The 25,031-nt window shown below is 38.6% G+C and carries 30 protein-coding genes, 1 pseudogene and 1 riboswitch; of the genes and pseudogenes, 6 read left to right on the top strand and 25 right to left on the bottom strand.

All coding sequences use genetic code 11. The features are described from left to right. Positions 1-178: 178 nt before the first annotated feature. Both KW850_RS04545 and KW850_RS04550 read right to left on the bottom strand, forming a co-directional pair. Positions 179-1,021, bottom strand: a complete 843-nt coding sequence (locus KW850_RS04545; RefSeq protein ID WP_218346383.1) for a hypothetical protein — start codon at positions 1,019-1,021, stop codon at positions 179-181. A 161-nt stretch (positions 1,022-1,182) separates the two neighbouring features. Next, on the bottom strand, positions 1,183-1,383 hold the full coding sequence (locus KW850_RS04550; protein WP_026567057.1) for a cold-shock protein: 201 nt from the start codon (positions 1,381-1,383) through the stop codon (positions 1,183-1,185). A 358-nt stretch (positions 1,384-1,741) separates the two neighbouring features. Between KW850_RS04550 and KW850_RS04555 the strand changes: the two genes are divergently transcribed. Beyond that, positions 1,742-2,962 carry an MFS transporter gene (locus tag KW850_RS04555; RefSeq protein ID WP_218346384.1) on the top strand — a complete coding sequence of 407 codons (1,221 nt, stop codon included), beginning with the start codon at positions 1,742-1,744 and terminating at the stop codon, positions 2,960-2,962. Positions 2,963-3,234: 272 nt separating this feature from the next. Further along, a complete protein-coding gene (locus KW850_RS04560; protein ID WP_218346385.1) occupies positions 3,235-3,957 on the top strand; it encodes a protein-glutamine gamma-glutamyltransferase in 723 nt (240 codons plus the stop codon). A 133-nt stretch (positions 3,958-4,090) separates the two neighbouring features. Here the strand turns inward: KW850_RS04560 and KW850_RS04565 are convergent, their stop codons facing one another. The 11 genes from KW850_RS04565 to KW850_RS04615 form a co-directional block, all read right to left on the bottom strand. After that, positions 4,091-5,086 carry an ABC transporter substrate-binding protein gene (locus tag KW850_RS04565; RefSeq protein ID WP_218346386.1) on the bottom strand — a complete coding sequence of 332 codons (996 nt, stop codon included), beginning with the start codon at positions 5,084-5,086 and terminating at the stop codon, positions 4,091-4,093. Between the two features lie 17 nt (positions 5,087-5,103). Continuing rightward, positions 5,104-5,877 (bottom strand): ABC transporter permease, encoded by a 774-nt coding sequence (locus KW850_RS04570; RefSeq protein ID WP_218346387.1) that lies wholly within the window; start codon positions 5,875-5,877, stop codon positions 5,104-5,106. Next, complete coding sequence (locus KW850_RS04575) at positions 5,867-6,601, bottom strand: ABC transporter ATP-binding protein (RefSeq protein ID WP_218346388.1); 735 nt, start codon at positions 6,599-6,601, stop codon at positions 5,867-5,869. Before KW850_RS04575 ends, KW850_RS04570 begins: the two co-directional genes overlap by 11 nt. 7 nt (positions 6,602-6,608) lie before the next feature. Continuing rightward, positions 6,609-7,280, bottom strand: a complete 672-nt coding sequence (gene tenA / locus KW850_RS04580; RefSeq protein ID WP_218346389.1) for a thiaminase II — start codon at positions 7,278-7,280, stop codon at positions 6,609-6,611. Between the two features lie 4 nt (positions 7,281-7,284). Further along, on the bottom strand, positions 7,285-8,568 hold the full coding sequence (locus KW850_RS04585) for an acetylornithine deacetylase (protein ID WP_218346390.1): 1,284 nt from the start codon (positions 8,566-8,568) through the stop codon (positions 7,285-7,287). A gap of 25 nt (positions 8,569-8,593) precedes the next feature. Further along, the gene (gene thiW / locus KW850_RS04590) at positions 8,594-9,106 is read right to left on the bottom strand and encodes an energy coupling factor transporter S component ThiW (RefSeq protein WP_218346391.1); all 513 of its coding nucleotides are present in this window, start codon (positions 9,104-9,106) and stop codon (positions 8,594-8,596) included. Continuing rightward, positions 9,103-9,762 (bottom strand): thiamine phosphate synthase, encoded by a 660-nt coding sequence (thiE, locus tag KW850_RS04595; RefSeq protein ID WP_218346392.1) that lies wholly within the window; start codon positions 9,760-9,762, stop codon positions 9,103-9,105. Before thiE ends, thiW begins: the two co-directional genes overlap by 4 nt. Further along, entirely contained in the window at positions 9,759-10,577 is an 819-nt protein-coding gene (gene thiD / locus KW850_RS04600; protein ID WP_218346393.1) for a bifunctional hydroxymethylpyrimidine kinase/phosphomethylpyrimidine kinase, read from the bottom strand. The genes thiE and thiD overlap by 4 nt, the downstream gene beginning before the upstream one ends. A gap of 15 nt (positions 10,578-10,592) precedes the next feature. Next, entirely contained in the window at positions 10,593-11,408 is an 816-nt protein-coding gene (thiM, locus tag KW850_RS04605; protein ID WP_218346394.1) for a hydroxyethylthiazole kinase, read from the bottom strand. An 83-nt stretch (positions 11,409-11,491) separates the two neighbouring features. Beyond that, positions 11,492-11,601: riboswitch (TPP riboswitch) on the bottom strand. Between the two features lie 136 nt (positions 11,602-11,737). Next, on the bottom strand, positions 11,738-13,339 hold the full coding sequence (gene dcuS / locus KW850_RS04610) for a DcuS/MalK family sensor histidine kinase (protein ID WP_218346606.1): 1,602 nt from the start codon (positions 13,337-13,339) through the stop codon (positions 11,738-11,740). A gap of 53 nt (positions 13,340-13,392) precedes the next feature. Beyond that, positions 13,393-14,070: a response regulator gene (locus tag KW850_RS04615; RefSeq protein WP_218346395.1), complete on the bottom strand. Its 678-nt coding sequence runs from the start codon at positions 14,068-14,070 to the stop codon at positions 13,393-13,395. Positions 14,071-14,295: 225 nt separating this feature from the next. Between KW850_RS04615 and KW850_RS04620 the strand changes: the two genes are divergently transcribed. Beyond that, a complete protein-coding gene (locus KW850_RS04620) occupies positions 14,296-15,561 on the top strand; it encodes a dicarboxylate/amino acid:cation symporter (protein ID WP_218346396.1) in 1,266 nt (421 codons plus the stop codon). 47 nt (positions 15,562-15,608) lie between these two features. On the opposite strand, the gene KW850_RS04625 is transcribed toward KW850_RS04620, so the two are convergent. From KW850_RS04625 to KW850_RS04640, 4 genes are read right to left on the bottom strand one after another with little or no spacing between them, the layout of a single operon-like run. Continuing rightward, complete coding sequence (locus tag KW850_RS04625) at positions 15,609-16,118, bottom strand: GNAT family N-acetyltransferase (RefSeq protein ID WP_256358080.1); 510 nt, start codon at positions 16,116-16,118, stop codon at positions 15,609-15,611. Between the two features lie 48 nt (positions 16,119-16,166). After that, positions 16,167-16,406 carry a glutaredoxin family protein gene (locus KW850_RS04630; RefSeq protein WP_218346397.1) on the bottom strand — a complete coding sequence of 80 codons (240 nt, stop codon included), beginning with the start codon at positions 16,404-16,406 and terminating at the stop codon, positions 16,167-16,169. Between the two features lie 50 nt (positions 16,407-16,456). After that, positions 16,457-16,945 (bottom strand): metallophosphoesterase family protein, encoded by a 489-nt coding sequence (locus tag KW850_RS04635; protein ID WP_218346398.1) that lies wholly within the window; start codon positions 16,943-16,945, stop codon positions 16,457-16,459. Between the two features lie 39 nt (positions 16,946-16,984). Next, positions 16,985-17,749, bottom strand: coding sequence for a TatD family hydrolase (locus KW850_RS04640; RefSeq protein ID WP_308128757.1), 765 nt, complete (start codon positions 17,747-17,749; stop codon positions 16,985-16,987). Between the two features lie 376 nt (positions 17,750-18,125). Here KW850_RS04640 and KW850_RS04645 point away from each other — a divergent pair, with 376 nt between their 5' ends. The 3 genes from KW850_RS04645 to KW850_RS04655 all read left to right on the top strand — a co-directional run bounded on the left by KW850_RS04645 (position 18,126) and on the right by KW850_RS04655 (position 20,541). Beyond that, positions 18,126-18,893 (top strand): spermidine synthase, encoded by a 768-nt coding sequence (locus KW850_RS04645; protein WP_218346400.1) that lies wholly within the window; start codon positions 18,126-18,128, stop codon positions 18,891-18,893. 338 nt (positions 18,894-19,231) lie between these two features. Further along, positions 19,232-19,387, top strand: coding sequence for a hypothetical protein (locus KW850_RS04650; RefSeq protein WP_218346401.1), 156 nt, complete (start codon positions 19,232-19,234; stop codon positions 19,385-19,387). A gap of 257 nt (positions 19,388-19,644) precedes the next feature. Further along, positions 19,645-20,541, top strand: a complete 897-nt coding sequence (locus KW850_RS04655; RefSeq protein ID WP_218346402.1) for a hypothetical protein — start codon at positions 19,645-19,647, stop codon at positions 20,539-20,541. 475 nt (positions 20,542-21,016) lie between these two features. Here KW850_RS04655 and KW850_RS04660 read toward each other — a convergent pair. The 8 genes and pseudogenes from KW850_RS04660 to gvpJ all read right to left on the bottom strand — a co-directional run. Further along, positions 21,017-21,307, bottom strand: a pseudogene (locus KW850_RS04660) (gas vesicle protein); the annotation flags it as partial. Between the two features lie 22 nt (positions 21,308-21,329). Next, positions 21,330-21,593: a gas vesicle protein K gene (locus KW850_RS04665; protein ID WP_168243307.1), complete on the bottom strand. Its 264-nt coding sequence runs from the start codon at positions 21,591-21,593 to the stop codon at positions 21,330-21,332. Next, positions 21,565-21,804: a gas vesicle protein gene (locus KW850_RS04670; RefSeq protein WP_218346403.1), complete on the bottom strand. Its 240-nt coding sequence runs from the start codon at positions 21,802-21,804 to the stop codon at positions 21,565-21,567. The genes KW850_RS04665 and KW850_RS04670 overlap by 29 nt, the downstream gene beginning before the upstream one ends. Then, positions 21,804-22,634 carry a GvpL/GvpF family gas vesicle protein gene (locus KW850_RS04675; protein ID WP_218346404.1) on the bottom strand — a complete coding sequence of 277 codons (831 nt, stop codon included), beginning with the start codon at positions 22,632-22,634 and terminating at the stop codon, positions 21,804-21,806. The genes KW850_RS04670 and KW850_RS04675 overlap by 1 nt, the downstream gene beginning before the upstream one ends. A gap of 28 nt (positions 22,635-22,662) precedes the next feature. Continuing rightward, positions 22,663-22,905, bottom strand: a complete 243-nt coding sequence (locus KW850_RS04680) for a gas vesicle protein GvpG (protein WP_168243304.1) — start codon at positions 22,903-22,905, stop codon at positions 22,663-22,665. Further along, positions 22,902-23,660 (bottom strand): GvpL/GvpF family gas vesicle protein, encoded by a 759-nt coding sequence (locus tag KW850_RS04685; protein WP_218346405.1) that lies wholly within the window; start codon positions 23,658-23,660, stop codon positions 22,902-22,904. Before KW850_RS04685 ends, KW850_RS04680 begins: the two co-directional genes overlap by 4 nt. A 2-nt stretch (positions 23,661-23,662) precedes the next feature. Then, a complete protein-coding gene (gvpN, locus tag KW850_RS04690) occupies positions 23,663-24,559 on the bottom strand; it encodes a gas vesicle protein GvpN (RefSeq protein WP_218346406.1) in 897 nt (298 codons plus the stop codon). Positions 24,560-24,642: 83 nt separating this feature from the next. Next, positions 24,643-24,891 (bottom strand): gas vesicle protein GvpJ, encoded by a 249-nt coding sequence (gvpJ, locus tag KW850_RS04695; protein ID WP_218346407.1) that lies wholly within the window; start codon positions 24,889-24,891, stop codon positions 24,643-24,645. Positions 24,892-25,031: the final 140 nt, after the last annotated feature.

A 25,031-nucleotide genomic window follows, 5' to 3' on the forward strand; every position in this document is an offset into this window, starting at 1 on the left:
GTGTGTCCTCAATCATTCAAAAATAATTTTTACATCAATATAATCAGGTTTCTGAATCACCTTTATATAACATCGTACTGTTTCGATCACATAAATCATCCCTTCCAAAAGGAATTTCTTGAGCTTCCAAATAAGCTAGCGTTGAATATAAAAAATAGGACCTCTTTGAAAGAGATCCTTATTTCTTGACGATTTTTGATGGATTATTGATTTTGTACAAGACAGGAACATCTACTAAGAATTCTTCCTCCACATCTTTTCCTTTTCCAAGTTTCTTGGCCGCTACTTTTCCATCAAATTCAAGTGAATCCCCTATCGCCAGTTCAAACTTTTTGAGTGTCTTACTATGGCTGCACCAAGCTAGGCCGATTTCAAGCGGATTCTCCTCTTGGACAATCTGAACATTTTCGAGGACTACTACTTCATCGTTCTCTTCATTAAACGGATTGTATACGAGCGCGAACTGTTTGACACTGGCCGTGAAATGGACTTTATCAACGGGTAGGTCCAGTTTAGGGGCCTTCACTTTTTTCGGTTTCGGTTCCTTAGCTTTTGACGGTTTGGGTGCTGATTCCGTTTTAACTGGTGGAGCTTCTGGGAAATCCCCTGTTATTATATTTTCATCAGCCGCAAAACCTTCTTTATTGCTTGTCTCAAGTTCAGGAACAGCAGTTTCTTTTTCATCAAAAGTTAATAAGCTTTCTTTACCGAAACTCGATTGCTGCATTTCCTTTAAATATGCTGGGTGGATGCAGGTGAGATTACCGTCTTGAAATTCAACAACAAGCGTGTTAATGTCCATTGCACTCCCATAGGTTTCGTAACCTTTAATCGTCACCGAGCGCTGATAGTTTCGGTCTTTATACCAGAACTCCTTTTTCGCTTCCCGCGCTGAGGATAATCCCCATTCCTTCAACTTCTCCTTATAGTGGTCCATATCACGAAATGTTTCATAATCACCTTTTGGTGGAATATACTTTGTTAATTCTGATTGTTCCAATTGAGGACGCTGGATGATCATCCTGCCACTTCCTTCCGTTATATATGTATTTTCATTATATTTTAAAGTATTACAATAAAAAAGGGAAAAGAGCCTTTTCGCTCCTCCCCTCTATTCTTTTTATGAAAAATAAAAAAGGCTCTGCAAGAGAGCCTTTTCCGTTCACATTTATGTGGTTTATATTATGCTTTACGAACGTTAGTAGCTTGTGGTCCACGTTGACCTTGTTCTACTTCAAATGTAACTGATTGACCTTCGTCTAAAGATTTGAAACCTTCGCCTTGGATAGCAGAGAAATGTACGAATACGTCGTCTCCAGCTTCGCGCTCGATGAATCCAAAACCTTTTTCTGCATTAAACCATTTAACTTTACCTTGTTCCATTTGTGTATCCTCCTGCTGTGTGCTTTGCACACAATAAATTACTATCCTTGCTCAAATCTTCCAGACAAAAAGCAGTTACGCCTTTTATTCCTTACCGACAGACAAAAATAATTCTCTCTAACTATAACAGAAGGTACTTCATAATGCAAATGCATTCAAGGAATTTAATATTCTTTTTGTAAGTATTTGTAAATAAATCACCGCCTTTTTTATCCTTAACCACTCATTAAACATGGATTTACTTCTTATTTGTCAAAGGACATATTTAACAAAAAGTTATGTTAATATATAGTTTGAAAAATTTCAGGTTTTCTGATGTATAATATCTATAGAAATTTAATAAAGATGGTGAAGACACATGCGTACATACAACGAAAAAGTAAGCATCTATCATGGGATGGTGTCGACCATCGCTGTGAACCTAGCAAGTAATTTTTTTCCAATCTTCGCCATTTCTATTCTAGGCGCAAGTAACTATCAGGTGGGGTTGATTAACTCCCTGCCACCGTTGATTGCATTACTCATGACGATTCCAGCGGCGATCATGTTGAATCGTATAGAAAAGCAAAAGGAAACCGTCGCTATGTCTGTTTTATGGGCCAGAGTTTTGTTTTTACCTTTAGTTGGCGTGCTTTTTGTTAACTCGTCCTTTCAAGCTTGGGCTTTTTTAATCATTGTGGCTTTAATGAATGTGCCCGGGACGATTTCAAATATCGGCTGGCAAACCCTCATTAGCGGAATGATCAAAGAAGAGCGCAGAGGGGAGTTTTTCAGTGACCGAAATCGGCTTCTTACGATTGTTGGGATGATTACAACTTTGATTATCGGAATCATTATGAAGAACCAAACTGACAATTCTGTCGCCTATCAGATATTATTTGTCCTGGCGTTTCTATTTGGTTTATTAGAAGTGTTTTTCTTAATGCGGCACAAAGAAACGGCTCAGCCAAAGGCGGATAAGCAGGAAAAGAAATCGTCAATGGATTGGACGATTTTTAAGGATAATGGATACAAGTGGTTTTTAGTCACTGCCTTATGCTTTAACTTTTCATGGCAGATGGCATGGGGATTGTTTAATATCTATCATGTTAAATATGCGCATGCAACCATTCTTTGGATTAGTATTTTTTCCGTGGCAAATCAATTAGCACAAATCTTTACTTTTCCACTTTGGAAACGATGGGCAGAAAGAAAATCGAATACGTTAATGCTTGTGTGGGTTGCAGTCGGCATGGCTGCTGCACCATTTATGACGGTTTTGTCTACTAATCTAGTCTATCTAACTATCGTTCAGACGACCTCAGGGATCTTTGTTTCAGGTACGATGCTGCTGTTGTTCAACCTGTTGCTGGAGAAGTCTCCAAAGGAAAAAAGAACGTATTGCATCACAACCTATAATGTCTTGTTATCTTTCATAGCCTTCCTTTCCCCACAAATCGGCATTTGGCTACTTGAAGTAACCGGCATCCATAAATCCATGGATATCGTATCGATCTTAAGATTCCTAAGCGCGGTCGTTTTCTTCCTGATGTATGTAAATTCCATGAAAAAAAGCAACCCTGTTTTGCAAAAAAGCTAACGATAAACGTCATATCTTTGCAAGCATTTGTTTTGGTGCCATTAGTATGGTGCCTTTTTTTGTGTTGTTTGTTTGGGAATGCTTGGCGTCATTTGTTTTGATGTCATTTGTTTGGTGTCTTTTGTTTGGTGTCAGGCACCACAAGTGGACATTTGTGCTTCTGTGACGGACATGTGGATTAAACCCGGAATTTTGCTGTGATTGTTGTAAATATTAGTGTAGTCGTTTCATATTTTAGAAGGAGTTGTTGATTAAGGGAAGCAGGTGGGTGGATGATTAAAATAGGTCAGCAAACGATTCATTTGGATGATCTCAGTGATGACCTTAAAACGAAGGAACAGAAAGACATCCTTACTAAAATGGTGAAATCTAATGAAATTTTTCAGTATCAATCTGTAAGTCAATTGAAATTTGAACTGCTGTTCCGAACAAAGACACTAAAGGCTGCTCGTGATCTGAATAATAGCAAGGTACAGTTTACGACCTTTGCGTATGCCTTTTGCAATAGAAAGTATTGGAATCGTTTAAGCAATGGCGGTTTTCTCCTTAAACCAAATGTAAGACCCACAGACGCCATTCTTGACATATTAAAAAATGGTTCCCTATATGCCTTTGATTGTTCAACAGGCATCGCGATTGTCCTATATCTGGCGACGCTTTATACGATTGGCAGCAGAAGGTTTGATCAACTCTTTAACGGGCTCTACTTAATGGATTGGCAATTTGATAACAACCTAAAACTCACTCAAAAATATGGGGAAGAATTCATTCCAGGTGACATTGTACATTTCAATAATCCAGATGTAAACCCGAATGAGTCACATTGGCGTGCTGAAAATGTAATCTTTATGGCCGATGACCAATACTACGGGCATGGTGTAGGTATCAAAAAGGCAAACACCATCATTACCTTCCTAAATAAAAAAAGAAAACCCAACCCGCGGATCCCTGCTTATCTCATGAACCTTATTACCAGACCTGTTTTATTGATCTAAAAAAATAGACCGCTGATAATAAAGCATCGGTCTTTTGCCTATCCGAAGATACATTGCGGTCTCACTATAAAAATAATGTCCACCGTAGGTGGACATTATGCTCGTTTTGTCTTTTTGTGGTGCCTGACACCAATTAAAAATTAGTAAATGCATCTTCGGCTTTAATGTTTTCTTTTATGACTTTGTTGTCTTTTAGCCATTGGGCTGTTTTCTCCCATGTTTGTGGGTCTTGGTAGCCGAATGGTTTTTCTTTGGCGTCCATTAATGGGAGAAGGATTTCTAAGCTTTTTGTTTCGACGTCCTTCTCTAATGGGGATGTTTTATCTTCATGATTCATTAATACCGACAGACCCTCTTCGGCATGATCCTGAACGTATTTTTGACCTTTTGTAATTGCTGCCATGAACTTTTTATACACTTCTGGTTTTTCTTTTAATCCCTTTTCACTTGCGACCATCACTAATTCATAATAATCAGGTACGCCAAAGTCCGCGGGGTTTAATGTCCGCATCGGATGTCCCTCTTTTTCGAGCAACAACTTCTCATGGTTAATATAGCCGCCAATCAAGGCATCGTTTTTTTTCATGGCCATTGAAGGGATGAGATCCCAGCCAACATCGACCATTTTTATTTTCTCGGCATCGCCGCCGTCCGCTTTCACCATGGTTTGAACAATTGCCTCATCCAATGGAATCGATGGATAGCCAATTGTTTTACCTGCTAAATCCTTAGGTGATTGAATTGGACCATCGGCAGGAACCATTAATTGATTTAGTGGATGACGTACAATTGCAGCAAACGATTGGACCGGGATATCTTCTCCACGAGCCACGAGTACCTGTGGTTGATAGCTCATGGCCATGTCGATTTGATTAGCAGCCACAAGTTTAAGTGGATCATTTGTATCTGCTGGCATTTGGATATCCACATCTAAGCCCTGGTCTTTAAAGTACCCCTTCTCCTCCGCTACAAACAGAAAGGAATGCACTGCATTTGGATACCAATCGAGCATTAAACTTACTTTTTGAAGCTTTCCTTTTCCGCCAGAAGCTTTTTCTGGACTCTCTTTCCCGCAAGCACTTAATAAAAGTAACACCAGACTTACAATCACTAATACACTTTTTTTCATCAGAAAGTACTTCCTCTCTAGTTGAAACGATTTTTATTTTTTATTACCTGTTTTTCCAATAAACCAATTAGTAAAAATAACACGATACCCAGCATGGATAATAGGAAAATCGATGCGAACACGGCATCAGCCTTTAAATTACCGGACATTCTCCGACTGAAATAACCTAAACCTTCACTGGCACCCAGCCATTCCCCAATTGTCGCACCGACCACGCAATAAACCACAGACATCTTCAATCCTGAAAAAATCGCCGGTAATGCCATGGGTAACTGAATTTTTTTAAAAATCGTCCAGCGGTTGGCGCCCATGGTTAACAGTAAATCACGATATTCATTTCCACCTGTTTTCAGCCCATCATACGTACTAACGACAATGGGAAAGAAGGCAGTTAGAATGGTCACGGCAATTTTACTCCAAATCGAATACCCAAACCACATGATAAAAATCGGTGAAATAGCTATTAGCGGCACCGTTTGGGAGATGACCAGAAACGGGAAAAGGACTTTTTCGATTGACCTCGAAAAATGCATAGCAACGCCCAATAGTAAACCACCGATCACAGACAGTCCAAAACCAATCAGAACTTCCTTTAAAGTTGCGGGTAAATGCTCTCCAAACAACAACTGCTGGTTTTCACGCAATGCTGCCCAAATCGCTGATGGTGCAGGCAAAATAAATGCCGGAACTATTCCTTTCCTGACGATCCATTCCCATCCACTGACAAGAAGGAGGACGACCAGGAAAAACAAACCATACTCTTCCGTCCATTTTTTCATTCTAACTTTCATGGTGAATCAGCCACTCCAATTCTTTTCTCATTGATATAAAATCAGATTGATAGATTAGTTGAGAACTCCTTGGTCGCGGCAGATGGACTTTCAGTTCTTTGATTCCAGCATCTTGGAGCACATAAACTCTGTCGCTCAAAAGAATCGCTTCCTCGAGATCATGTGTAATAAACAAAACCGTCTTTTGTAACTCCCCCCACAGCCCTAATAGCCATTTATGCATATTCCGTTTTGTGAGGGAGTCAAGAGCACCAAACGGTTCATCTAATAAGAGAAGCTCTTTTCCTGACATCAAGGTTCTTAAAAAAGCTACACGCTGCTTCATTCCTCCCGAGAGCTCATTTGGATATGTACGTTCATAATCTGCTAATCCAAATCGCGATAACCACTCTTTTATTTCTGGTAATCTCGCTTGCTTGCGCTCGTTGGTAACCTCTAGTGGTAATAATACATTTTCTAAAACGGTTCTCCATGGTAACAGCAGATCTTTTTGCGGCATGTAGCCAACGCTGCCTAATCTCTTTTTAGTCTTTAGACCATCAAGCAGGATGTCCCCCTGATCTGGTTCAAGTAAACCAGTAATCAATTTAAAAAGGGTGCTTTTTCCTGAACCGCTCGCACCAATAACAGAGACAAATTCTCCTCGCTTCACATTCATTGTAAGTCCTTGAAAAATTGGCTTGGCTTCCGCAAAAGAATAGGAGAGTTCTTGGATTGATAACATCTGCGAGTTAGACAGGCCACTCGCCTCCCTGGTAAACCATATCCCAAAACATATATTCAAACCGAGATGTTGTCAGGAAATGTTCTTCTAAAATCGCTAACTCCCGCTCCGGTTTGCCATCTGCCAATTTATCTAGTAAATCAATCAGCCAGGTTGTTAAGGAACCAAATTCACTAGACGAGTACATTTTCACCCACTCACCATAGAGTAGATGTTCACTAGCACCAGGATAGGTATCTGCTAGCATTTTGCTAATCTCCCAATAGCTCCACATACACGGCAAGAGTGCGGAGATTAATTCCGCAAGTGAACCATTCTGAGCCACATTTAGCATGTACCGTGTATAGGCCAAATTAATCGGCGTTGGTACTGTCTCTTCTAGTTGTTCATCGGTAATGTCAAACCGCTTAGCGTATTGTCGGTGCAGATCCATTTCCCCGTGTAAGGTCTCGTGCAAAAGCTTCGCAAATGCAGCCATCGTCTCCAAATCATTGGCTTTAACAGCCCCGATCGCAAACAGCTTCGAATAGTCAATTAAATACACATAATCCTGTTTCATATAACGGATAAATGATTCGACAGGCAGGTCCCCAGTGCCCATCCCGACAACAAATGGATGTTGATGGGTTTTCTCCCAAATATCACTTACTTTTTCAAAAAGTCTTTGGGTAAATCTCATTTCTTTACTGCTCCTTCCTCGTGTTGCACCACTCAGCGATAAATACAGCTAAAACTTTGGTAAAGTCCAATAATTGACTAACCTCCACCTTCTCATTTACGGCATGGGCATCTTCCAATTTCCCTGGTCCAAAAATGACGGTAGGAATTCCTGCACGTCCAAGCCACCCTGCATCTGTAACAGTGGTGGACATCCCAACAGTTGGCTGGTACGTTAACAATTTTTCAAAGGAGTTGGATAAAACCTTCGTTCCAGGATGGTTAGCATCCATTTCTAATGAAGGAAAAATTTCTCCTCTGTCGACAATCATCGATTTTCCGCCCCAAACAAACTGCGGCGGATTCTCACGAAGCCATGGATCTGCTGCAGCAACGGCCCCAATATACTGTTCGATTTCTTTGATGACCTCTTCATAGTCTTCATTTGGATAAAAATGAACGGTAATCCATAGTGCACAGCGATCAGCCACGAATGCTGCATGCCGCCCTCCCTCTATGACAGCAGGATTAATCGTATTGGTGCCAGGAGGAAATCCTTCATAGCTTTTCGATACAGCCCAATGACGTTCTAATTCTTGAAGCCCAGAAATAATTTTCATCATTTTCTCGATTGCGCTGGCCCCTTGAACACCACCACCCGCATGGATCATTTTCCTCCGGATTCCATCATGATAGGTCTCCTTGCTTTGAATCGTAATCCATCCAGTAATGACACCGCCTTGTCCTTGAATATGTAAATCACTGGTATCAACCACAACAGCATAGTCAGCAGTATACCCTCTCTCCATGCATGCAAGTGTTCCCGCCTCCCCCACTTCTTCTCCAATAACCGACTGAAATTGGAGATCGCCTTGAAGCGAGATACCAAGTTCTTTTAATATTTTAATCGCGATAAGGGATGCTGCGATTCCGCCCTTCATATCAGCGACTCCGCGTCCATAAATAAAACCATTATTACAATATGTTGTAAATGGAGACTCAGTCCACTCTGAATGATCGCCCACTTCTGCCACATCCACATGACCATTTACAATTAAACTATTAAAGTGTGTAGGAAATTCTCCTGGTAAAACACCAACGACATTAGGATCATTCGGATAGACATCCCATTTATCGGTCTTAAATCCCAGGTCTTCTAAATATCCTTTGATAAAATCCTGAATCTCATTTGTATTCCGTGCTGGAGGACTAACTGTTGGGAACGCAATAAGCGCAGTTAACAATTCAATTAGTTCCGCTTTTCTCGCTTCTACTTCTCGTGAAATGATACCATGCAGATCCTCTTTCATTTGGTCACTCCCTTACTATTCATGATTAATTCCGGATCGTTGTCTCATTTTTACTCAAAATCAACACTTTTTTCCTTAAAAAAACAGACAAAATAATATATCCAAGCAGGGCTCCTGCAAACGAGCTAAATATAAATAATGGTATAAATCCAAACACAGTTGCTTTTTGACCAAGTAATAGTGTAGCGATAGGATACGACAGGAGCGCACCTAAAATTCCCGTTCCGACTACTTCTCCGATAAAAGCAAGATATAATTTTCGAGTTTTCCAGAAAAATAGCGAGGCGAGCAATGCTCCGACCATACTGCCAGGAAACGCAAAAAGCGATCCTGTTCCCATTAGGTTTCTAAGCAGGGAAACACCGAAGGCCTGGGCTACAGCATAATAAGGTCCTAATAAAACAGCGGATAAGACATTCATAAAATGCTGAATCGGAAAGACCTTTGTAAATCCAATCGGAATATAGAATAGATTGCTAGAAATGGTCCCAATCGCGATCATCATTGCTGTTAACGTCAGTTTGTGCGTTTTCTTCATGATTCCACCAATCCCTGATAAATCACATTCTGTCTTAATGCCCTTGCCGCTTCCAACGGTGAATCAGCCTGGCTTATGGCTGTAATCAAGGAAACCCCATCTGCCCCTGCGTTCATAACTGAACGTGCATTTTCAATTGTGATTCCGCCGATACCGACAATCGGGGTTTCACAGCCATCTTTTCGAAGTTTTTCAATCAGGGTAGTTCCTCGAGATGGCTTGGCGTCCGCCTTTGTTTTTGTCGGAAAAACAGGTCCAATCCCAAAATAATCCGCTCCAGCTTGTACCGCTGCCATCGCTTCTTCCGTGGAATGAACCGAGACCCCAAGAATTTTGGTGGTGCCGATTTTCTCCCGCACCGCTTTTACCGTTTCATCATCTTGGCCGATATGAACACCATCTGCATCAATCGCCACAGCCAACTCAATATCATCATTCACAATAAAGGGGACTTGATGTTTTCGGCAGATGGTTTGCAGTTCTTTAGCCAGTGCATATTTTTTAGATCCTGTTAATGCACCTTCCCCTTTTTCACGGAATTGAAAAAGCGTAATTCCACCTGAGATCGCCTCATCTAATACTTCAGCAGGTTCTTTCAAACAGTTGGTGCTGCCCATAATAAAATAAACTCGTAAAGCCGCACGGACATCGATCATGACCTTGCCATCTCCTTTGTTAAATTCCTTTTCCCATACGCCCAATGGTTGGTTGGACCATGTCCTTGACCAATTTCTAATTGATCCTCAATCGCCGCCTGTATAAAATCCTTCGCTTTCAAAACGGCGTCATAAACTGAAAACCCTTTGGCCAGTTCGGCGGTTAGTACCGCCGAAAACGTACAACCAGTTCCATGTGTGTTCTTTGTCTGGATTCGTGGACTTGTAAAGGTGTAGAATTCCTTCCCATCAAACAATAAATCAGTCGACACGGACTCGTTTTCGTCGTGACCGCCTTTGATCACTACATTCTTTACTCCCAACTCATGGAGTCTTTTGGCAGCTTCTTTTTTATCTTCATTGGTCTGAATTAACATCCCTGTAAGTACTTCCGCTTCTGGAATATTCGGCGTAATCATCTTGGAACGCGGCAATAAGAATTCTTTCATGGCAGAAATGGCTTCCAGCTGTAACAAGGAAGCGCCGCCTTTTGCAATCATGACAGGGTCGACGACAACATTCTCCCACCCATAAATCTTGAGTTGCTCTGCGACCGCCTCGATGATTTCCGCATTGAACAGCATTCCTGTTTTTACCGCATCCGCACCCATATCTTTGCCAATTGCTTCAATCTGTTTGACAACGGCCTCTGCTGACATGGGGTAAACTGCGTGAACACCTAATGTATTTTGAGCTGTTACAGCGGTTAACGCCGTCATCCCAAACACATCTAATTCCTGAAACGTCTTTAAGTCAGCCTGAATTCCAGCACCGCCGCCGCTATCAGAACCTGCGATCGTTAATGCTTTTTTCATGAAAAATACCCCCTCTTATCGATTCACCTTTTTAAAAGAAGCGTGTAATTGTATATCTTCGGAAGAAACCAAAGTTAATTGGTTTAAAAATTCAATTTGGAAACTACCTGGCCCCTTTTCAGCTGTTTGCCCCGCTGCCTTTTCCGCCGCGATCTCATAGTATGTTAAAGCAGCCACCGAAGCGAGAATCAAATCTTCTTCCACTCCTGCAAATGCCCCAATCACCGATGTAAGCAGACAACCCATCCCAGTCACCTTTGTCATGATAGGGTGACCATTGTAAACAAGATAGGTAGTCTCGCCATTCGAAACAACATCCTCTTTTCCAGTAATGATGACGACGCATTTCCATGTTTGTGCTGCTTTTATCGCAAGGGTAACAATATCCCCGTTAACTGTCACCCCTGCATCGACGCCTTTAATTTCCCACTTTTCACCGAGTACATTGGCAATTTCTGCTGCATTTCCCCGAATCGCTGAAACCTTTACTTCACTCATGATTCTTTGTGCCGTTTCGGTTCGGTAAGCGGTAGCCCCCGCACCAACCGGATCAAAGATAACTGGTACACCGGAGTCATTGGCAGCGTTTCCGGCAATGATCATTGAATCTACCGTTTGTGGATTTAAGGTTCCAATATTCAATACTAGTGAACTCGCAATCTTGGCCATTTCTGCTACTTCCTCCGCTGCATACGCCATAACCGGGGAGGCACCTAAAGCGAGAAGCCCATTAGCGGTAAAATTCGTGACCACAACATTGGTGATATTATGTACAAGCGGGTTTACCTTCCTTACTTTTTCCAACGTTCCAAACAAATTGATTTTTTCCATTTCAATCTCTCCATTTCTTTTAAAAAAAATAAAAAAACCAGATCCAAAAACGGACCTGGTTAGTTAGTAAGAGAAAAATTTATAGATTCACTTGGCTACTTTCCTACGCTGGTATTACCCAGATCAGGTCCGAAGGGTTGAAAATTTATCCATTTTCTCTCAGCCTGTTTACAGGGCACCCCTAGTAGATACAATTCATTATTAAATTAAGTACATCATAGCCCTATGAAACTAGAATGTAAAGAAATTAGTTTTAATTGAGACTTAAGTTGACATAATATCATTATTGTAAATCTATTATTATTAACCATCTTAAAGTTAACATAATATTATTCCTGTTTACTTTTATAAGGGAACGTTACAATAAAAGTTGCCCCTTTTCCTTTTTGAGAATATATTTCTACCTGTCCAGCTAGTTTTTCCAAGCTTCGCTTCACCAAAAATAAACCGATTCCTCGATTTTCACCCTTAGTGGAATATCCTTTTACACATAAGCTATTTCGCTCCTCTTCATCAATACCAGGTCCTGTATCATGGACCTCTAACACGAGGGTTTCATCATAATAGTCGAACCTTAACGTTACTTTTTTAAGTGGACAGTCCGCGACAGCATCTAGTGCATTATCGATTAAATTCCCAAGGATCGTGACCACTTCATGCGTGGTTTCCTGGTGGAGAGGTTCTGGTAAAAATCCTTCCCCAGTAATGATCAATTCACAACCGTTTTCCCTTGCAAAGCTAAGCTTTCCTAAAATAAATCCTGCTAACACAGGATCTTTAAAACGACTGACCACAAATTCCACTTCTGATTGTTGATGATTTACAATTTTGGTAATGTATGACGAGACCATTTGATAATCCTTCATATGGATTAAACCTGAAATAACATGTAGTTTATTCATAAATTCATGTGACTGGGTTCTTAGTGCCTCTGCATATAACTTGACTCCGGTTAATTGTTCAGCTAATTCCTTGATTTCGGTTTTTTCTCGGAAAGTGGCAATTGCTCCAACAATCTTTCCTTTCACGATTACAGGGACACGATTGGTTAAAACGGTGATATGATTGATTTCTTGTTCTTGGTCTAGCAGGGCCTCCCCCGTTACCAGAACTGTCGAAAGCCTTGAATTCGGCATGTAATCATCTATTTTTTTACCTAAAAAAGGACCGTCAACCCCTGCAATTTGAAAAAGCCGAACCCCTTCATTATTAACGAGTGTGGTTATCCCATCCTGGTCAACTGCCAATATCCCTTCCTTGGTTGATTGCAGCATTGCACTTCGTTCTTCTAACAATTTTGCAACCTCACTTGGCTCAAGGCCAAATAAAATGGCTTTGATTTTTCTTGCTAAAAACAGCGCTCCTATCACTCCGACTAAAATACCTACACCGACTCCAATCAGAATGATTTTTCTGCTTTGTGCAATGGCTTGATTTACTTTTTCTAACGAAATTCCAACCGCAACGGCCCCGATTTGTTTATTCTTTTCATCAAATACAGGGACAAACGAGCGTAAAGATAATCCTAATGTCCCTTTTGCAGTCGAAATATGCTCTTTTCCTTTTAACACAGGACCTTCATCACCACCGACAAAATGCAGACCCAAGAGATGACGATTAGGATGTGATTTTCTAAGTCCATTCATGTCCATGACGACGATAAATTCAACATGGGTGGACTGTTTGAGATCATTGGCAAAGGCTTGGATGTCTTTCTCTGCTTTTTTATTCTGCAATCCCTTTATCACAATGGAGGATTGGGCAACAATTCTTGCAATATTCGTGGCTTTCTCTTCTTGGACTTTCCTTGTTTCGTGTGAGATTCTATTGGTAATTAAAATCTCAGTTACGAACAGTGCCATTACAACCACAATACAGACCAGCAGGGTCATCGTCGTTTGTAAACGGAGCTTTAGTTTTGGTTTTCCCATCCTGATTTTCCGGCCCAACATGCTCCCCCCTACTCACATGCCATCGTATTTTTTCAAATTCCATACCGGTTAACTGGTCTCCCGACACCGCCGTAATGGATATGGATCTTTACTTTGCCTTCTTTTTCTAAATAATCAAGATACCTCCGTGCCGTTACACGTGCCATCCCAATGCCTTCTGCTACTTCTTCCGCAGAAACTGGTTCTTTTTCCTGCGCTAAAAATTCCGTAATTTTAGTTAAGGTATTCATATTTAATCCCTTTGGCAGGCTGTCACTTTCAGATTCTTCCTTGTTACTAATAAATAAGAGTTGATCAAGTTCCTCTTGTACTAGGGCTTTCTTTTCTGCTAATTTCAGACGATAGTTTTTATAGTTATCTAGTGATTTTTTTATTCGATCGAAGGTAAATGGCTTCATGATATAATCAAAAGCACCTGTTTGAAGCACCCCATGGATGGTTTCAATATCGCTGGCAGCTGTTATCGCAATCACATCAACGGAAATGGCCTCTGAACGAAGTTCTCTTAGCATCTCCAATCCACCCATATATGGCATGTAAATGTCGATAATGGCAAGGTTGGGCCGGAGTTCATTGACTAATCGCAGTCCCTCCATCCCGTTTGCAGCAACACCGATAATCGAAAACCCTTCTATCCTATCAATAAATTGGCGGTGAACCTCCCGGACCATTGGATCATCTTCAATCAATAATACTTTTAACGGAAACATCCCCTGCTCCCCCTTAGAGTAATGCCTTTTATAATATTATAATGGCCTATTTTATTAAAATAGTAAAATAATTTTAAAATGCTTGTTTAGGGTATTTTTTATAACAAAAGGAACAATAAGACCAATATGACCAAAAGCTTACTATTGTCTGAATTTTCATTTATCATGTGCTTGGGTGGGTTGAAAGCGTTAACAATTTTACTAAACAAAGGGGTGCATGTGGCAATGAAAATTAATTTTAAAAATCTGACCGTCCAAGTATTACTAGGGATCGTACTTGGGATTATCATCGGATTTCTTTTTCCGAAATTCGGTACAGAATTAAAAGTTTTGGCCGATATCTTTATCAAGTTAATTAAAATGGTGATTGCTCCAATTGTATTTTTTACGATTGTCATTGGAATTGGAAACATGGGGGATTTAAAGAAGGTTGGACGTATCGGAGGGAAAGCGCTCCTGTATTTTGAAATTGTTACGACGTTTGCTTTAGCGATCGGTTTACTGCTAGTTAATATCATAAAACCAGGATCTGGGTTTAATACACAATCCGTAAAAGGCGGAGATATTTCACAATTTACTGAGCAGGCAAAAGAAACCAGTCATGGGTTTGTGGAATTTATTTTAGGAATTATTCCAGATAATTTTGTTGGAGCCATGGCGAAGGGTGATCTGCTCCCAATCTTATTCTTTGCTGTTCTTTTCGGGATTGCTCTTGCTTCCTTGGGCCAAAAAGGAAAACCGGTCGTTGCCTTGTTTGAGCAATTTACAGAGATATTTTTTAAGATTGTTAATATCGTGATGAAATTTTCACCGATTGCGGCATCCGGTGCAATGGCCTATACGATTGGTAATTTTGGTCTTGGTTCGTTAGTATCTCTTGGAAAATTAATGGGAAGCGTCTATGCAACGATGTTTCTTTTCATCATATTTGTCCTAGGGGGAATCGCAAAGCTTTATGGATTTAATATTTTAAAATTCATTGCTTATATCAAGGAAGAAATTCTCTTGGTATTAGGGACATCCTCCTCTGAGTCTGCTCTGCCAAGAATGATGGAAAGACTTGAAAAATACGGTTGTTCCAAGTCGGTGGTTGGTCTTGTTGTCCCAACTGGGTATTCGTTTAACTTGGATGGAACCGCGATTTATCTTTCGATGGCTGCACTCTTTATTGCACAGGCTTACAATGTAGATATTACAATTTGGCATCAAATCACCTTGTTAGGAATTTTAATGTTGACATCAAAGGGTGCCGCTGGTGTTACTGGTTCAGGTTTTATTACCCTTGCTGCTACTCTGTCGGCCTTCCCAGTCATTCCGGTCGAAGGGATCGCCTTATTACTAGGTGTCGATCGTTTTATGTCTGAAGCCCGCGCGATTACGAACTTAATCGGAAATGGTGTGGCAACAGTGGTTGTTTCCAAGATGGAAAACGAATTCCATCCTGCCGATGAGCTTGAAACTGCAAAAACTGAAAAATCGATTAGCGCTTAATCTTGGACAAGAATATGGCTTGGAGGATTTCCCTCCAAGCCATTTTTCTATTTTAACAGGTTAATATCTTCCCAGCCATAGGCCAACTCAATTAAGTTTGTACCAACAAAATCAACCGTTTCCCGATCGACAACTTTTCCACCCATCTTTTCGTAGAAATAGCGGGAAGTATTATCCTGAAAGACCCATACAAGCATGGAATGAATATTTTGGTTTAATAAATCAGCGACGACCGCTTTTATGAGTTGTTCTCCTAAACCTTGTTTCTGAAAGTCTTGTAAAATATAAATTGCATACATTTCACCTGCATATTTAGGATATTCCCCTGTTCTTTCTGGACCGCCGTTAGCAAAACCAACGATATGCCCATTATCATCTTCGGCTACAAACACCTGACCATTTGGAATGATTTGTTCCCAAAGACCTGCCCGTTTTTCATAGGTTAAATCATTGATATATTCATTTGGGACAATGTTTGCGTATGTGGTTCTCCAACTATCAACATGCACACTGGCAATACCTGCCACATCTGTTAACATAGCTTTTCTTATTTTCAACGTAATCACCTCGTTATTTGGTGGATTGCTGGTTACAATCAAGGTTTCTTAACTTTTTGCCAGTTCCATTAGCTCTTTCAGCTCATTGGTAAAGCCTTTGACTGCCCGATTTTCAACGACTGTAACAGGAACTCCAAGAAAGCCGTATTTCTTTACTTCCTTTTGGTATTCTGGATTGACGGACAAATCTCTAGTCTCAAACGCAATTCCTTCTTCACTAAGGACTTTTTTGACCATTGTGCACTCGATACAGTCTTTGGTGGTATAGACGATTACTTGTTTGCTCATTGTTTGTTTTCCCCTTTTATTTATGATAATTTATTTTTCTTTTGCAGATGTTAATCGAAAAAAATATGCTCTGCTACCAAGGAATCACCTATATTCATTACTCCAAATGAAAATTTCTTCTGTCTTCTTTTATCGGTAGGCGATCCAGGGTTGAAAAGCAAAATCCCATTTTCGCTCTTTTTAATTGGAATATGGGAATGGCCAAAAATGAGGCAATCCAGTTTCTCGCCTTCAAAGGCAAGAATGGCTCTTTTTTCGGTTGTTTTCCCTTTGCCATGACCATGTGTTATCCCAATTTTAAACCCGCAAACCTCAATAACTCGGTTTTCCGGAAATAAGTCCTTGATTTCATCTCCATCTACATTACCAAATACACCCACAACATTCGCATAGGATTTTAGTTCAATATATACATCAATTGTTTGCAAATCACCGGCATGTATGATTAGATCAGCATGGACTAATTCTTCAATTAATCTAGGAGGCAAGCCCTTCGCTCTTTTGGGCAAATGTGTGTCTGAAAGGACAACAATTTTCATAATCATACTCCATTCTAAGTCCAACTCATAATAATCCGTTTATAATTGATAGAATAATCTTGTGTTCTTCCATAATCTTTCCGAAATTTCTTCTTCTGACAATTTTTTTATATTTGAAATTGACTTAATGGATTCAAGCATCATATTTGGATGTGTCATAGTTTCCAAAAATGGACCTTCAAATGGCCATGGACCATCTGTTTCAATCATCATTTGTTCTAGCGGATATCTTTGAACTAAATGTTGTATCTCTTCATCATAGACAACATCCGGTGTAACCGATATATAATAGCCATTTTCTTTCATTCTTGTCATTGTTTTCTCATCTCCTTTAAACCAATGAAAATGGGCATTTTTGACGGAGTAATTTTCTAAAAGATCACAAACATTTGGCGCGTCCTCATGAACTGCATGGAGGACAATTGGCTTCTCCCATGTTACTGTCTTTTGAATGAAAATCTCTAATAGTTCTAGGTATTGTTCATACTGACTACTGGACACTTTAAGCTTTCTCCTTAAATAATAAGGAAGCCCTACTTCTCCTATGGCAACCATATCGTGTCTGTGTTTATTCATCCAATCCATTAACTCATTCAACTGATTATCTGTTGGAAGTGACTGCTCAGGATGGTAACCAAACGCTGGTCTCACCTTTTGATATTTTCTCGTTAACTCAAGGTTTCTTTTACACGATTCTAAATTAAAAGAAACGGATATCAGCCTATCAATTTGTGGAATAGTTTCCATTAACTGAAAAATTTCATCATCCTTATAATGATCGAGATGTATATGGGCATCAATCATTTTTACCAAATCGTTCACTACCTTCATTTAGACTAGTTTAATTAATAATCTACTTTATTTTAATTAAATTTTCAATTTTCCGACAATAAAACTCGATAATTGTCTGTTCATGCGCTTTCCCAAGCAATAATTTAAGAAGATTTCCATAAATATAGGTCACAATGTCTAATTTATTAAGCTTTTAAAGGTTTTAACAAATTGCAGAATTAGGGAAATATATATTTCCCTTTTTCGACTTTTTATTCTTTTCTATCAGGGAATATTCCAATTTCCCCATTTCATTTCCTCACAAAAAATTGGATTCCTATGCTGATTATTCACTCGAGTATCAGTGCAAATGAATACTCTGTAGTAAACAAGCTATGGAGGTGTAAATATGAATCCGTTAAATAGAAATAATGGTTTAGAAGGACTTTTTTTTCTTTTCGGGTCAACGTTAGTATACAAGACTTCAAGCTCTTATCAAAATATTTACGTTACAGAGCGGAGTCAATACGAAGGAAAACGAGGAAAATTTCGAGCGCTTCAATTTTCTTTAGATGGTATCCAAGGGATAATAAATATGGAGCATCCGCAATCACTGGTCGCTTCATACAGTCGAATCACAGTGGATCTAATAGATCACTATACATCTGATTTTAAAAAAGGATTTATTATTGGTCACGGGATTGGTACCGTCAGCTCTTATTATTCCCATAAACATATGTTAACAGCGGAGATTGATCCGCTAGTCGTAGAGGTATCAAAGATGTACTTTGGACATACGGGAAAGAACGTATTAGTCGGTGATGGACAAGCGCTCTTAAAAAATCAAGAAGCACAATCTCAGGATATCATTTTTTTGGATGCGTACAGCGGCAGTGAAATCCCATCTCACCTAACAACAAAAGAGTTTTTTACTCTTACAAACGAAAAGCTGTCCGACCAAGGAATTCTAATCATAAATTATATTGGGAAGATAAATAATGATAAATTCTTGCATACGCTGTTCGCGAGGATTTCAGAAATCTTTCCTTACGTAAAGGGGTTTGCTACAAATTCTGAGAAAAAAACGAAACAAAATCTATTTCTTGTTGCAAGTCGGCGATTTCTGGAAGACTATTCACCTCAAGAAGGCATCCCTATCCAGATCATGGGTAATTAATTTCAATAACATTTTATTAACGACCTTCTTAGCTATGCCTAGGAGGGTCTTTACTATTCGTAATGGTATGTTTTTCTTCCTGAACAATATTAACACTACATTTTGTTTCAAATGACAAATTAATTTGTAAATCCCAAAAAGTTATTCTTACCTACTAATTTAAGTGGAAGTGACAATTTCTTTTTAAAAATTAATCTTCCTAATTCCGCCTTTCGTAAAATTAGGCGGCCCTTTTTTTATTTTCGAGATATAAGTTTATGCTTGTCCATTATTCTTACATATTATGTTTATTGTAAGAGGCCTCTTATAGACTTTGTAACAAAAAGGGGGGAAAATAAATGACTATGGAACCGAGTTTGTTAACATGCTTAGGAGCAGTGCTTATCATTATTTTAAATGCTGTTGCCTTACTTCTTGCTAATTTACTTCAATTGCCTGATGCTACTAAAGATGCAATTGCAGATTTAATTTGTGAAGCTGCCGAAAATTGTTAATCGATTTCTAACTGACGATTAACAATTAAAAAATCCCTGATGGGTAAGTCACGAACTCTAGAAGATTATTGAACTAATAATCTTCTAGGGTTTTTCCTTTAATGCGAATAATATTTGTTTTGTTTTTTTCTAAAAACTAATAAGGAAATATTTCTTTTCATGATGATATTAACACACTACATTATCTGTAAATAAACATAGGATATTAGGAAATTTCTGAATTTATTATTATTTAAAACTAAAAAGGTGGTTAAATCATGGATGAAAACATGAAAGAAAATAGTGTAAAGAATACGGGTATCAATGTAGACCAGGACTCTCTCCAGAATCTTGCCAGCAATTTCCTAAAAAATCAAAATTCGCTTGATTTGGGGTCATTAATGCAAATGGCAACAACTCTTCTAAAAAACGATTCACTCATGAATTCCGTTACGGAACTTAGTAAAAAAAAGCAAAACTCTAAGCTTCCTGATACAAAAATTACTGAAAAACTGGAGAAAGTCACTAATGATAATAGCGTACAGAATACGGGTAACAATGTAGACAAGGACCCTGTCAACCATCTAATAAAAAATGAAAATTCACTTGATTTGAATTCTATGATGCAACTGGCATCAACTCTTATGAAAAATGAGTCGTTATTGAATTCAGTTACAGAACTTAGTGAAAAAAATATTAACGCTACACTCCCAGTATCTAAAGTTTCGAAAAAACAAAGAAATGTAGAACTGACTTCTTTATCTGAAAAAATGGAGAATATCGCTAATGATATTTCTGGATTAAGACAAGAAAATGCTGAGCTGGCATCTTTGTCTCAAAAACTTGAGAATATCACGAATGATATTTCTGGATTAAGACAAGAAAATGCTGAGCTGGCATCTTTGTCTCAAAAACTTGAGAATATCACAAATGATATTTCAGGATTAAGAAAAGAAAATGCTGAGCTGGCATCTTTGTCTCAAAAACTTGAGAATATCACGAATGATATTTCTGGATTAAGACAAGAAAATGCTGAGTTAGCATCTTTGTCTCAAAAACTTGAGAATATCACGAATGATATTTTAGAATTTAAAAAAGAACTAAAAGACGTGAAAGAACAAAATAGTGAACTTAATAAATTACTCAAAAAAATATTGAAAAACAATAAAAAATAGTCATATTATAATTGAATACATTTAAATTTTTTCGCTTATCCCATTACTAAACAATAAGAACCTTGAGAATATCAGGGTTTTTTTAATTAAGCGTACACTGTCAAATACTTTATTCAAGTTTTAAGATAACTCAAATAAACTTACCATACTTTCTTTTTTGATTACTTCATACACAAGGAAAATGACAATAAAAAAGAAAGTGTCCCCTCCACTTTCCTAAAATTAAATAACATTTAAATTTTTTTTATTCCTTTTGTTTGCTTCGACACTTTTTCTTTTCGTTTTTCTTATTTTGTGAGTCCTTTTTCTTATTTTGTGAGTCGTTTTTCTTCCCATTTTTTTTTGAATCAGTTTTTTCCACTTTTGTTATTTCTATTTCCTCGTCCAGCATAGGCAGTGCTTTTTTTTCATCCGGCTGTAGTAAAATATTTTCATTAATTGGTTCAAGTAATGCTCTTTCTTCTAGAGGGAGTGCCTTTGTTTCAACAAGCTGTTCAATTCTATTGATTCTTTCGAGTAACAGGTCATGCTCTTTTTCAGCTAATCTGCCTTTAGAAGAATAGTATGGGTCCTTTTCCCACCAGTCCATTCCTATTTCTCTGGCCTTGTCTACAGAAGCTATTAGCAGCCTGATTTTAATGGTTAACAAGTCGACGTCTGCTAACGATATTTTAATATCCCCTGCAATAACCACTCCTTTATCAAGTATTTTTTCTAATACCTCAAGCAAATTCGATGATGATTGTGACGGGTGTTGGATGTGCATAATCTCTCTCCTATCAGCCGGTTTAAAGAAGTTTCCCCAATGGGCCAAGTTCTATATTAAGGTCTTCCGTTTCTAAACCAAAAATGATTTTTAATTCTTCCATTTTTTCTTCAAGCCTCATTAAAGTTAACCCTAATTCTTCTAATTGTTCATCGGTAAGAGAATCGCTTTCAACTCTCCGCATTGCCTGCCGCTCCATGAGCTGGCGCAGCAGTTCTATAATGGTTAGCACTAATTTCGCTAATCCTTGCTCTACTTTACTTGAGTCCAGTGGTAATCGTTCCATTTACTATTGACCCCCCACCAATCTTCCGCTCGTACGTTCCAAAGGCACTTTCGATTGATGAAATCAAAAGCTTTAGATCTACAACAATTAAATCAATATTGGCAACCGAGATTAATATTTCTCCTGTTACCACTACGCCCGTATCAATGATTCCATCGAGCAGATCCAATAATGTCATTTCTTTATTTTCAAAGAGATGGTGCCTTTCCATTACAAAATCTCCTTTGCCATTTTCGAAAAATGATAAGGAGGCCATGGTCCAGTTACCTGAAAGGTACAACCCAATGGTTCAAATAATTTTTCCAATTCTATTACTCTACTCATAAACTCTTCCGACTTGGATTGTTCAATTAAGAAATCACAATTGACAATCATCTCCTCTTTTCGTTCGGTTACTTCTCTTCCCCAATTTCTTCGAAGATTTATTTCAGAGACAACAGACGTTACATGTTGTTGGATTTTACTCCACCAATTGGATTGTTCCACCTCTAATTCAGAAGTAATCAAATGTTCTAGCTTTTTTTTCATTAAAAATTGTTTTCCTTTTGGCATCAATGCTAATTTCTCTCTCAAATCTAATACTGCTTCATTATGTTGTAGAATAAAGGACAAGGCTTTTTCATTATTACAAAATACCTTCAAATTCCACTCTTGTTGACTTTTAAGGCTAAGTAGTTTTTGAAAAATCACATCGTATTGAACGTCAAGTAAATTTTCTAAATTACTTTCATTTTGAAAAATAGTACAAAAAGACATCGGGAGGACAGTAAAATGCTGGTGAATAATCGAGATAATTTCATGATGATGAAATGCTTTTTCCTTTAGCCATTCTGCATCTTTTAACTGCTGGTCGATTTGTTCTTGGGAAAAATACTGGGCATTTACCGGGGTGATGACAGCTGCTAATTGATTATTAATTTTCGTGGTGACAATCTTTTGATCAATGCCCAATATTGAGGGTATATCTGACTTTTCTAATTCCTCTGCGAGAATAACCCCATACAAGTATAGGAAATCAGGTCCAACCTTTGTGTGTGACATGGTACCTCCTCCTTAAAAAACTATAAGTCTATTCGTCCAAAAACTCATTTTGTTCACGTTCTTTGGCTATTTTATATCTCCTAATCAATTCCTGTTCCCGTTCAAGATAGGTAATTTCGTCCAATTCCTCCATTTCGAACATCATATGCAATTCTACAAGCTGTTGTTGCAAATACGGAATATCATAGAGCTCTTGGTCCACCTCTTCTTGGATTTTTTCCCCGAGTTTTAGTAACGAACGGATAGGCAATGTAAACAATTTAAAAATCATATTTTCCCTTCTATCCTTAATCGAATATTTACAAAGTTATAGGCTGGCCATGGACCAGAATATTTAAATTCCACTTTTTCCTTCCATAATTCATATAAATCATTAACACGTTGGTCAAATGCATCTTCCTTCTCACGATCTATTAAAAAGGCAGCATTTAAGAGAATCTTTCCTGGTATCGTGTTATTTTGCTTACCTGCTTCGGCCAGCTCCAGTAAAGGGTTATATATTTCCTTCTCCACTTCCCTCTCTAGCTGTAGAACAAAATTTTGCGCCATCTCCCCTAATTGGATTTGATCATAGAATGATGCGGGATTGGAAATATCTTTTTTCCCCGTTTTCCACTCACTTAAAACGGGATCATTTAGCATTTCCTGGTCGATCCAGTCTTGTTTTACAACAACTTTCAATCCTACCTCGATTTTGTTTTCTAAATGAGAAAACAATTTTTCAAATTCATCATGCATGTGTTTCGTTATGAGCTGAACATCCTGCTCGGAATGAAAGACATTTCCAAAGCTCATCGGGATTACACTATATTCCTTCATGATTCTTGAAATAGTTTGCTGATGGGCAAATAAGTTACTGCGCTCTGGCAAAACCTCTCCCTTTACCTTTGATACCACCATGGCAACATTTTGATAGTGAATCGTATACACTTCATTTTCCTGCCCATTTATGTTGACCTTGTCGAATTTCCTAGTTTCTTTTTCCCGGATGGCACAAAAAACATATACTCCACTTTTTTTTGGCATTACTACTCTTCCTTTCTCCGCATTTCCTGCAAAATTAGCTCCTGGACAGCGCTGCGACTTAGTTCTGGAGAAATTTGTTTGACCGGTCTTGTTAATACATCCAAACATAGCGCTTGATATTTTTTATTATCGTAAGTAATCGGGATGTTCCCCTTTTTTGCAACGGTTGCAATCATTAATGATGCTCGTAGACTCGGGCAAAACCCCTTACCAAATGCTCTTAAATTTGAAACTAACCTCACTATTTCCTGAGCTTCCTGTTTGTTTATGCCTGCCTTCAAATGTAGAATTTCGATTTCTGTTTTGGTATCACAGCAATCTAAACTAATCGTAATCAATCGATCCATAAGTGCATCCTGGGTATGAAAAGTTCCAGCATATTCATCAGGATTGCTTGTAAAAATCATTGAAAAGTCAGGATGGCATTTGATGAAAGTTTCTTTCCCTTTCCCATAGACAGGGAGAACCTTTTCCTCTAACAATGATAAAAATATATTATTCGCATCTGGGCGGGAACGTGAAAACTCATCATAAATAACTACATGTCCATTCTTGACTGCCTCAGTGAGCTGACCATTTACCCATAACGGTCTTATTTGTTGTTCACTTTTGTAAACAGTATGGATATAATTATCAATAATTTCCTTCTTGCTTATCCCATGGTATTGACCTAACAAATCTTTGTTCGACAATTCATGATGACCGCGAATAATCGTCACAGGCCTGTTAAATTGTGTGGCAATATATAGTGCTAGGCTAGTTTTTCCAACACCAGATGGTCCAACAAAATGGACAGAGTATCCTGCTTGCATATATTGAATTGTTCTTGTGATGATGTCTTCAAAAAATGCAGTTTTCACAAATCCACCTGTTTCATCTTCCTTGTTTGACTGATTCAACATGTTTCCTCCTGCTCATTGATTATTTTTTCAGCAGAGGAGCCAAGGCTTAGAACTGCCTTGGCTCTTCCTTTACAAACTATTTATAACGCAGCTTCTAATCCAGATTCGTCTCCAAGATGATGTTTATCATGTTTAAGGAGCCCTACCGCTTCTGCATATCTTAACCATGTATCTACACTGGCAATGACAATACGCGCATCGATTGTAAGCAGTTCAATACCAACTAACGAAACACGAGCCCATAGGTCAATAACCACACCTTTATCCAAAATACGGTCAATTACTTCAGCTAGACTTGAAGAGTCCACACTCTTTTGAATGGCAGCCATGTTAATCCCCTCCTTCCATTAGCAGTAACAAAGGGAATCTATTTAGATTATTCACCATTTGTTCCACAGGTGATGGATTGATCTACCTCTTCATTACTGCAAATATTCTTCGTAAAGAACGAATTACAATAGTATATGAG

The organism is Bacillus sp. sid0103, assembly GCF_019219025.1.

Excerpts from the sequence above, each read along its gene's own strand:
- KW850_RS04545 (WP_218346383.1), bottom strand. The coding sequence starts at position 1,021 with ATGATCATCCAGCGTCCTCAATTGGAACAATCAGAATTAACAAAGTAT.
- KW850_RS04550 (WP_026567057.1), bottom strand. The coding sequence starts at position 1,383 with ATGGAACAAGGTAAAGTTAAATGGTTTAATGCAGAAAAAGGTTTTGGA.
- KW850_RS04555 (WP_218346384.1), top strand. The coding sequence starts at position 1,742 with ATGCGTACATACAACGAAAAAGTAAGCATCTATCATGGGATGGTGTCG.
- KW850_RS04560 (WP_218346385.1), top strand. The coding sequence starts at position 3,235 with ATGATTAAAATAGGTCAGCAAACGATTCATTTGGATGATCTCAGTGAT.
- KW850_RS04565 (WP_218346386.1), bottom strand. The coding sequence starts at position 5,086 with ATGAAAAAAAGTGTATTAGTGATTGTAAGTCTGGTGTTACTTTTATTA.
- KW850_RS04570 (WP_218346387.1), bottom strand. The coding sequence starts at position 5,877 with ATGAAAGTTAGAATGAAAAAATGGACGGAAGAGTATGGTTTGTTTTTC.
- KW850_RS04575 (WP_218346388.1), bottom strand. The coding sequence starts at position 6,601 with ATGTTATCAATCCAAGAACTCTCCTATTCTTTTGCGGAAGCCAAGCCA.
- tenA (WP_218346389.1), bottom strand. The coding sequence starts at position 7,280 with ATGAGATTTACCCAAAGACTTTTTGAAAAAGTAAGTGATATTTGGGAG.
- KW850_RS04585 (WP_218346390.1), bottom strand. The coding sequence starts at position 8,568 with ATGAAAGAGGATCTGCATGGTATCATTTCACGAGAAGTAGAAGCGAGA.
- thiW (WP_218346391.1), bottom strand. The coding sequence starts at position 9,106 with ATGAAGAAAACGCACAAACTGACGTTAACAGCAATGATGATCGCGATT.
- thiE (WP_218346392.1), bottom strand. The coding sequence starts at position 9,762 with ATGATCGATGTCCGTGCGGCTTTACGAGTTTATTTTATTATGGGCAGC.
- thiD (WP_218346393.1), bottom strand. The coding sequence starts at position 10,577 with ATGAAAAAAGCATTAACGATCGCAGGTTCTGATAGCGGCGGCGGTGCT.
- thiM (WP_218346394.1), bottom strand. The coding sequence starts at position 11,408 with ATGGAAAAAATCAATTTGTTTGGAACGTTGGAAAAAGTAAGGAAGGTA.
- dcuS (WP_218346606.1), bottom strand. The coding sequence starts at position 13,339 with ATGGGAAAACCAAAACTAAAGCTCCGTTTACAAACGACGATGACCCTG.
- KW850_RS04615 (WP_218346395.1), bottom strand. The coding sequence starts at position 14,070 with ATGTTTCCGTTAAAAGTATTATTGATTGAAGATGATCCAATGGTCCGG.
- KW850_RS04620 (WP_218346396.1), top strand. The coding sequence starts at position 14,296 with ATGAAAATTAATTTTAAAAATCTGACCGTCCAAGTATTACTAGGGATC.
- KW850_RS04630 (WP_218346397.1), bottom strand. The coding sequence starts at position 16,406 with ATGAGCAAACAAGTAATCGTCTATACCACCAAAGACTGTATCGAGTGC.
- KW850_RS04635 (WP_218346398.1), bottom strand. The coding sequence starts at position 16,945 with ATGAAAATTGTTGTCCTTTCAGACACACATTTGCCCAAAAGAGCGAAG.
- KW850_RS04640 (WP_308128757.1), bottom strand. The coding sequence starts at position 17,749 with ATGATTGATGCCCATATACATCTCGATCATTATAAGGATGATGAAATT.
- KW850_RS04645 (WP_218346400.1), top strand. The coding sequence starts at position 18,126 with ATGAATCCGTTAAATAGAAATAATGGTTTAGAAGGACTTTTTTTTCTT.
- KW850_RS04650 (WP_218346401.1), top strand. The coding sequence starts at position 19,232 with ATGACTATGGAACCGAGTTTGTTAACATGCTTAGGAGCAGTGCTTATC.
- KW850_RS04655 (WP_218346402.1), top strand. The coding sequence starts at position 19,645 with ATGGATGAAAACATGAAAGAAAATAGTGTAAAGAATACGGGTATCAAT.
- KW850_RS04665 (WP_168243307.1), bottom strand. The coding sequence starts at position 21,593 with ATGGAACGATTACCACTGGACTCAAGTAAAGTAGAGCAAGGATTAGCG.
- KW850_RS04670 (WP_218346403.1), bottom strand. The coding sequence starts at position 21,804 with ATGGAAAGGCACCATCTCTTTGAAAATAAAGAAATGACATTATTGGAT.
- KW850_RS04675 (WP_218346404.1), bottom strand. The coding sequence starts at position 22,634 with ATGTCACACACAAAGGTTGGACCTGATTTCCTATACTTGTATGGGGTT.
- KW850_RS04680 (WP_168243304.1), bottom strand. The coding sequence starts at position 22,905 with ATGATTTTTAAATTGTTTACATTGCCTATCCGTTCGTTACTAAAACTC.
- KW850_RS04685 (WP_218346405.1), bottom strand. The coding sequence starts at position 23,660 with ATGCCAAAAAAAAGTGGAGTATATGTTTTTTGTGCCATCCGGGAAAAA.
- gvpJ (WP_218346407.1), bottom strand. The coding sequence starts at position 24,891 with ATGGCTGCCATTCAAAAGAGTGTGGACTCTTCAAGTCTAGCTGAAGTA.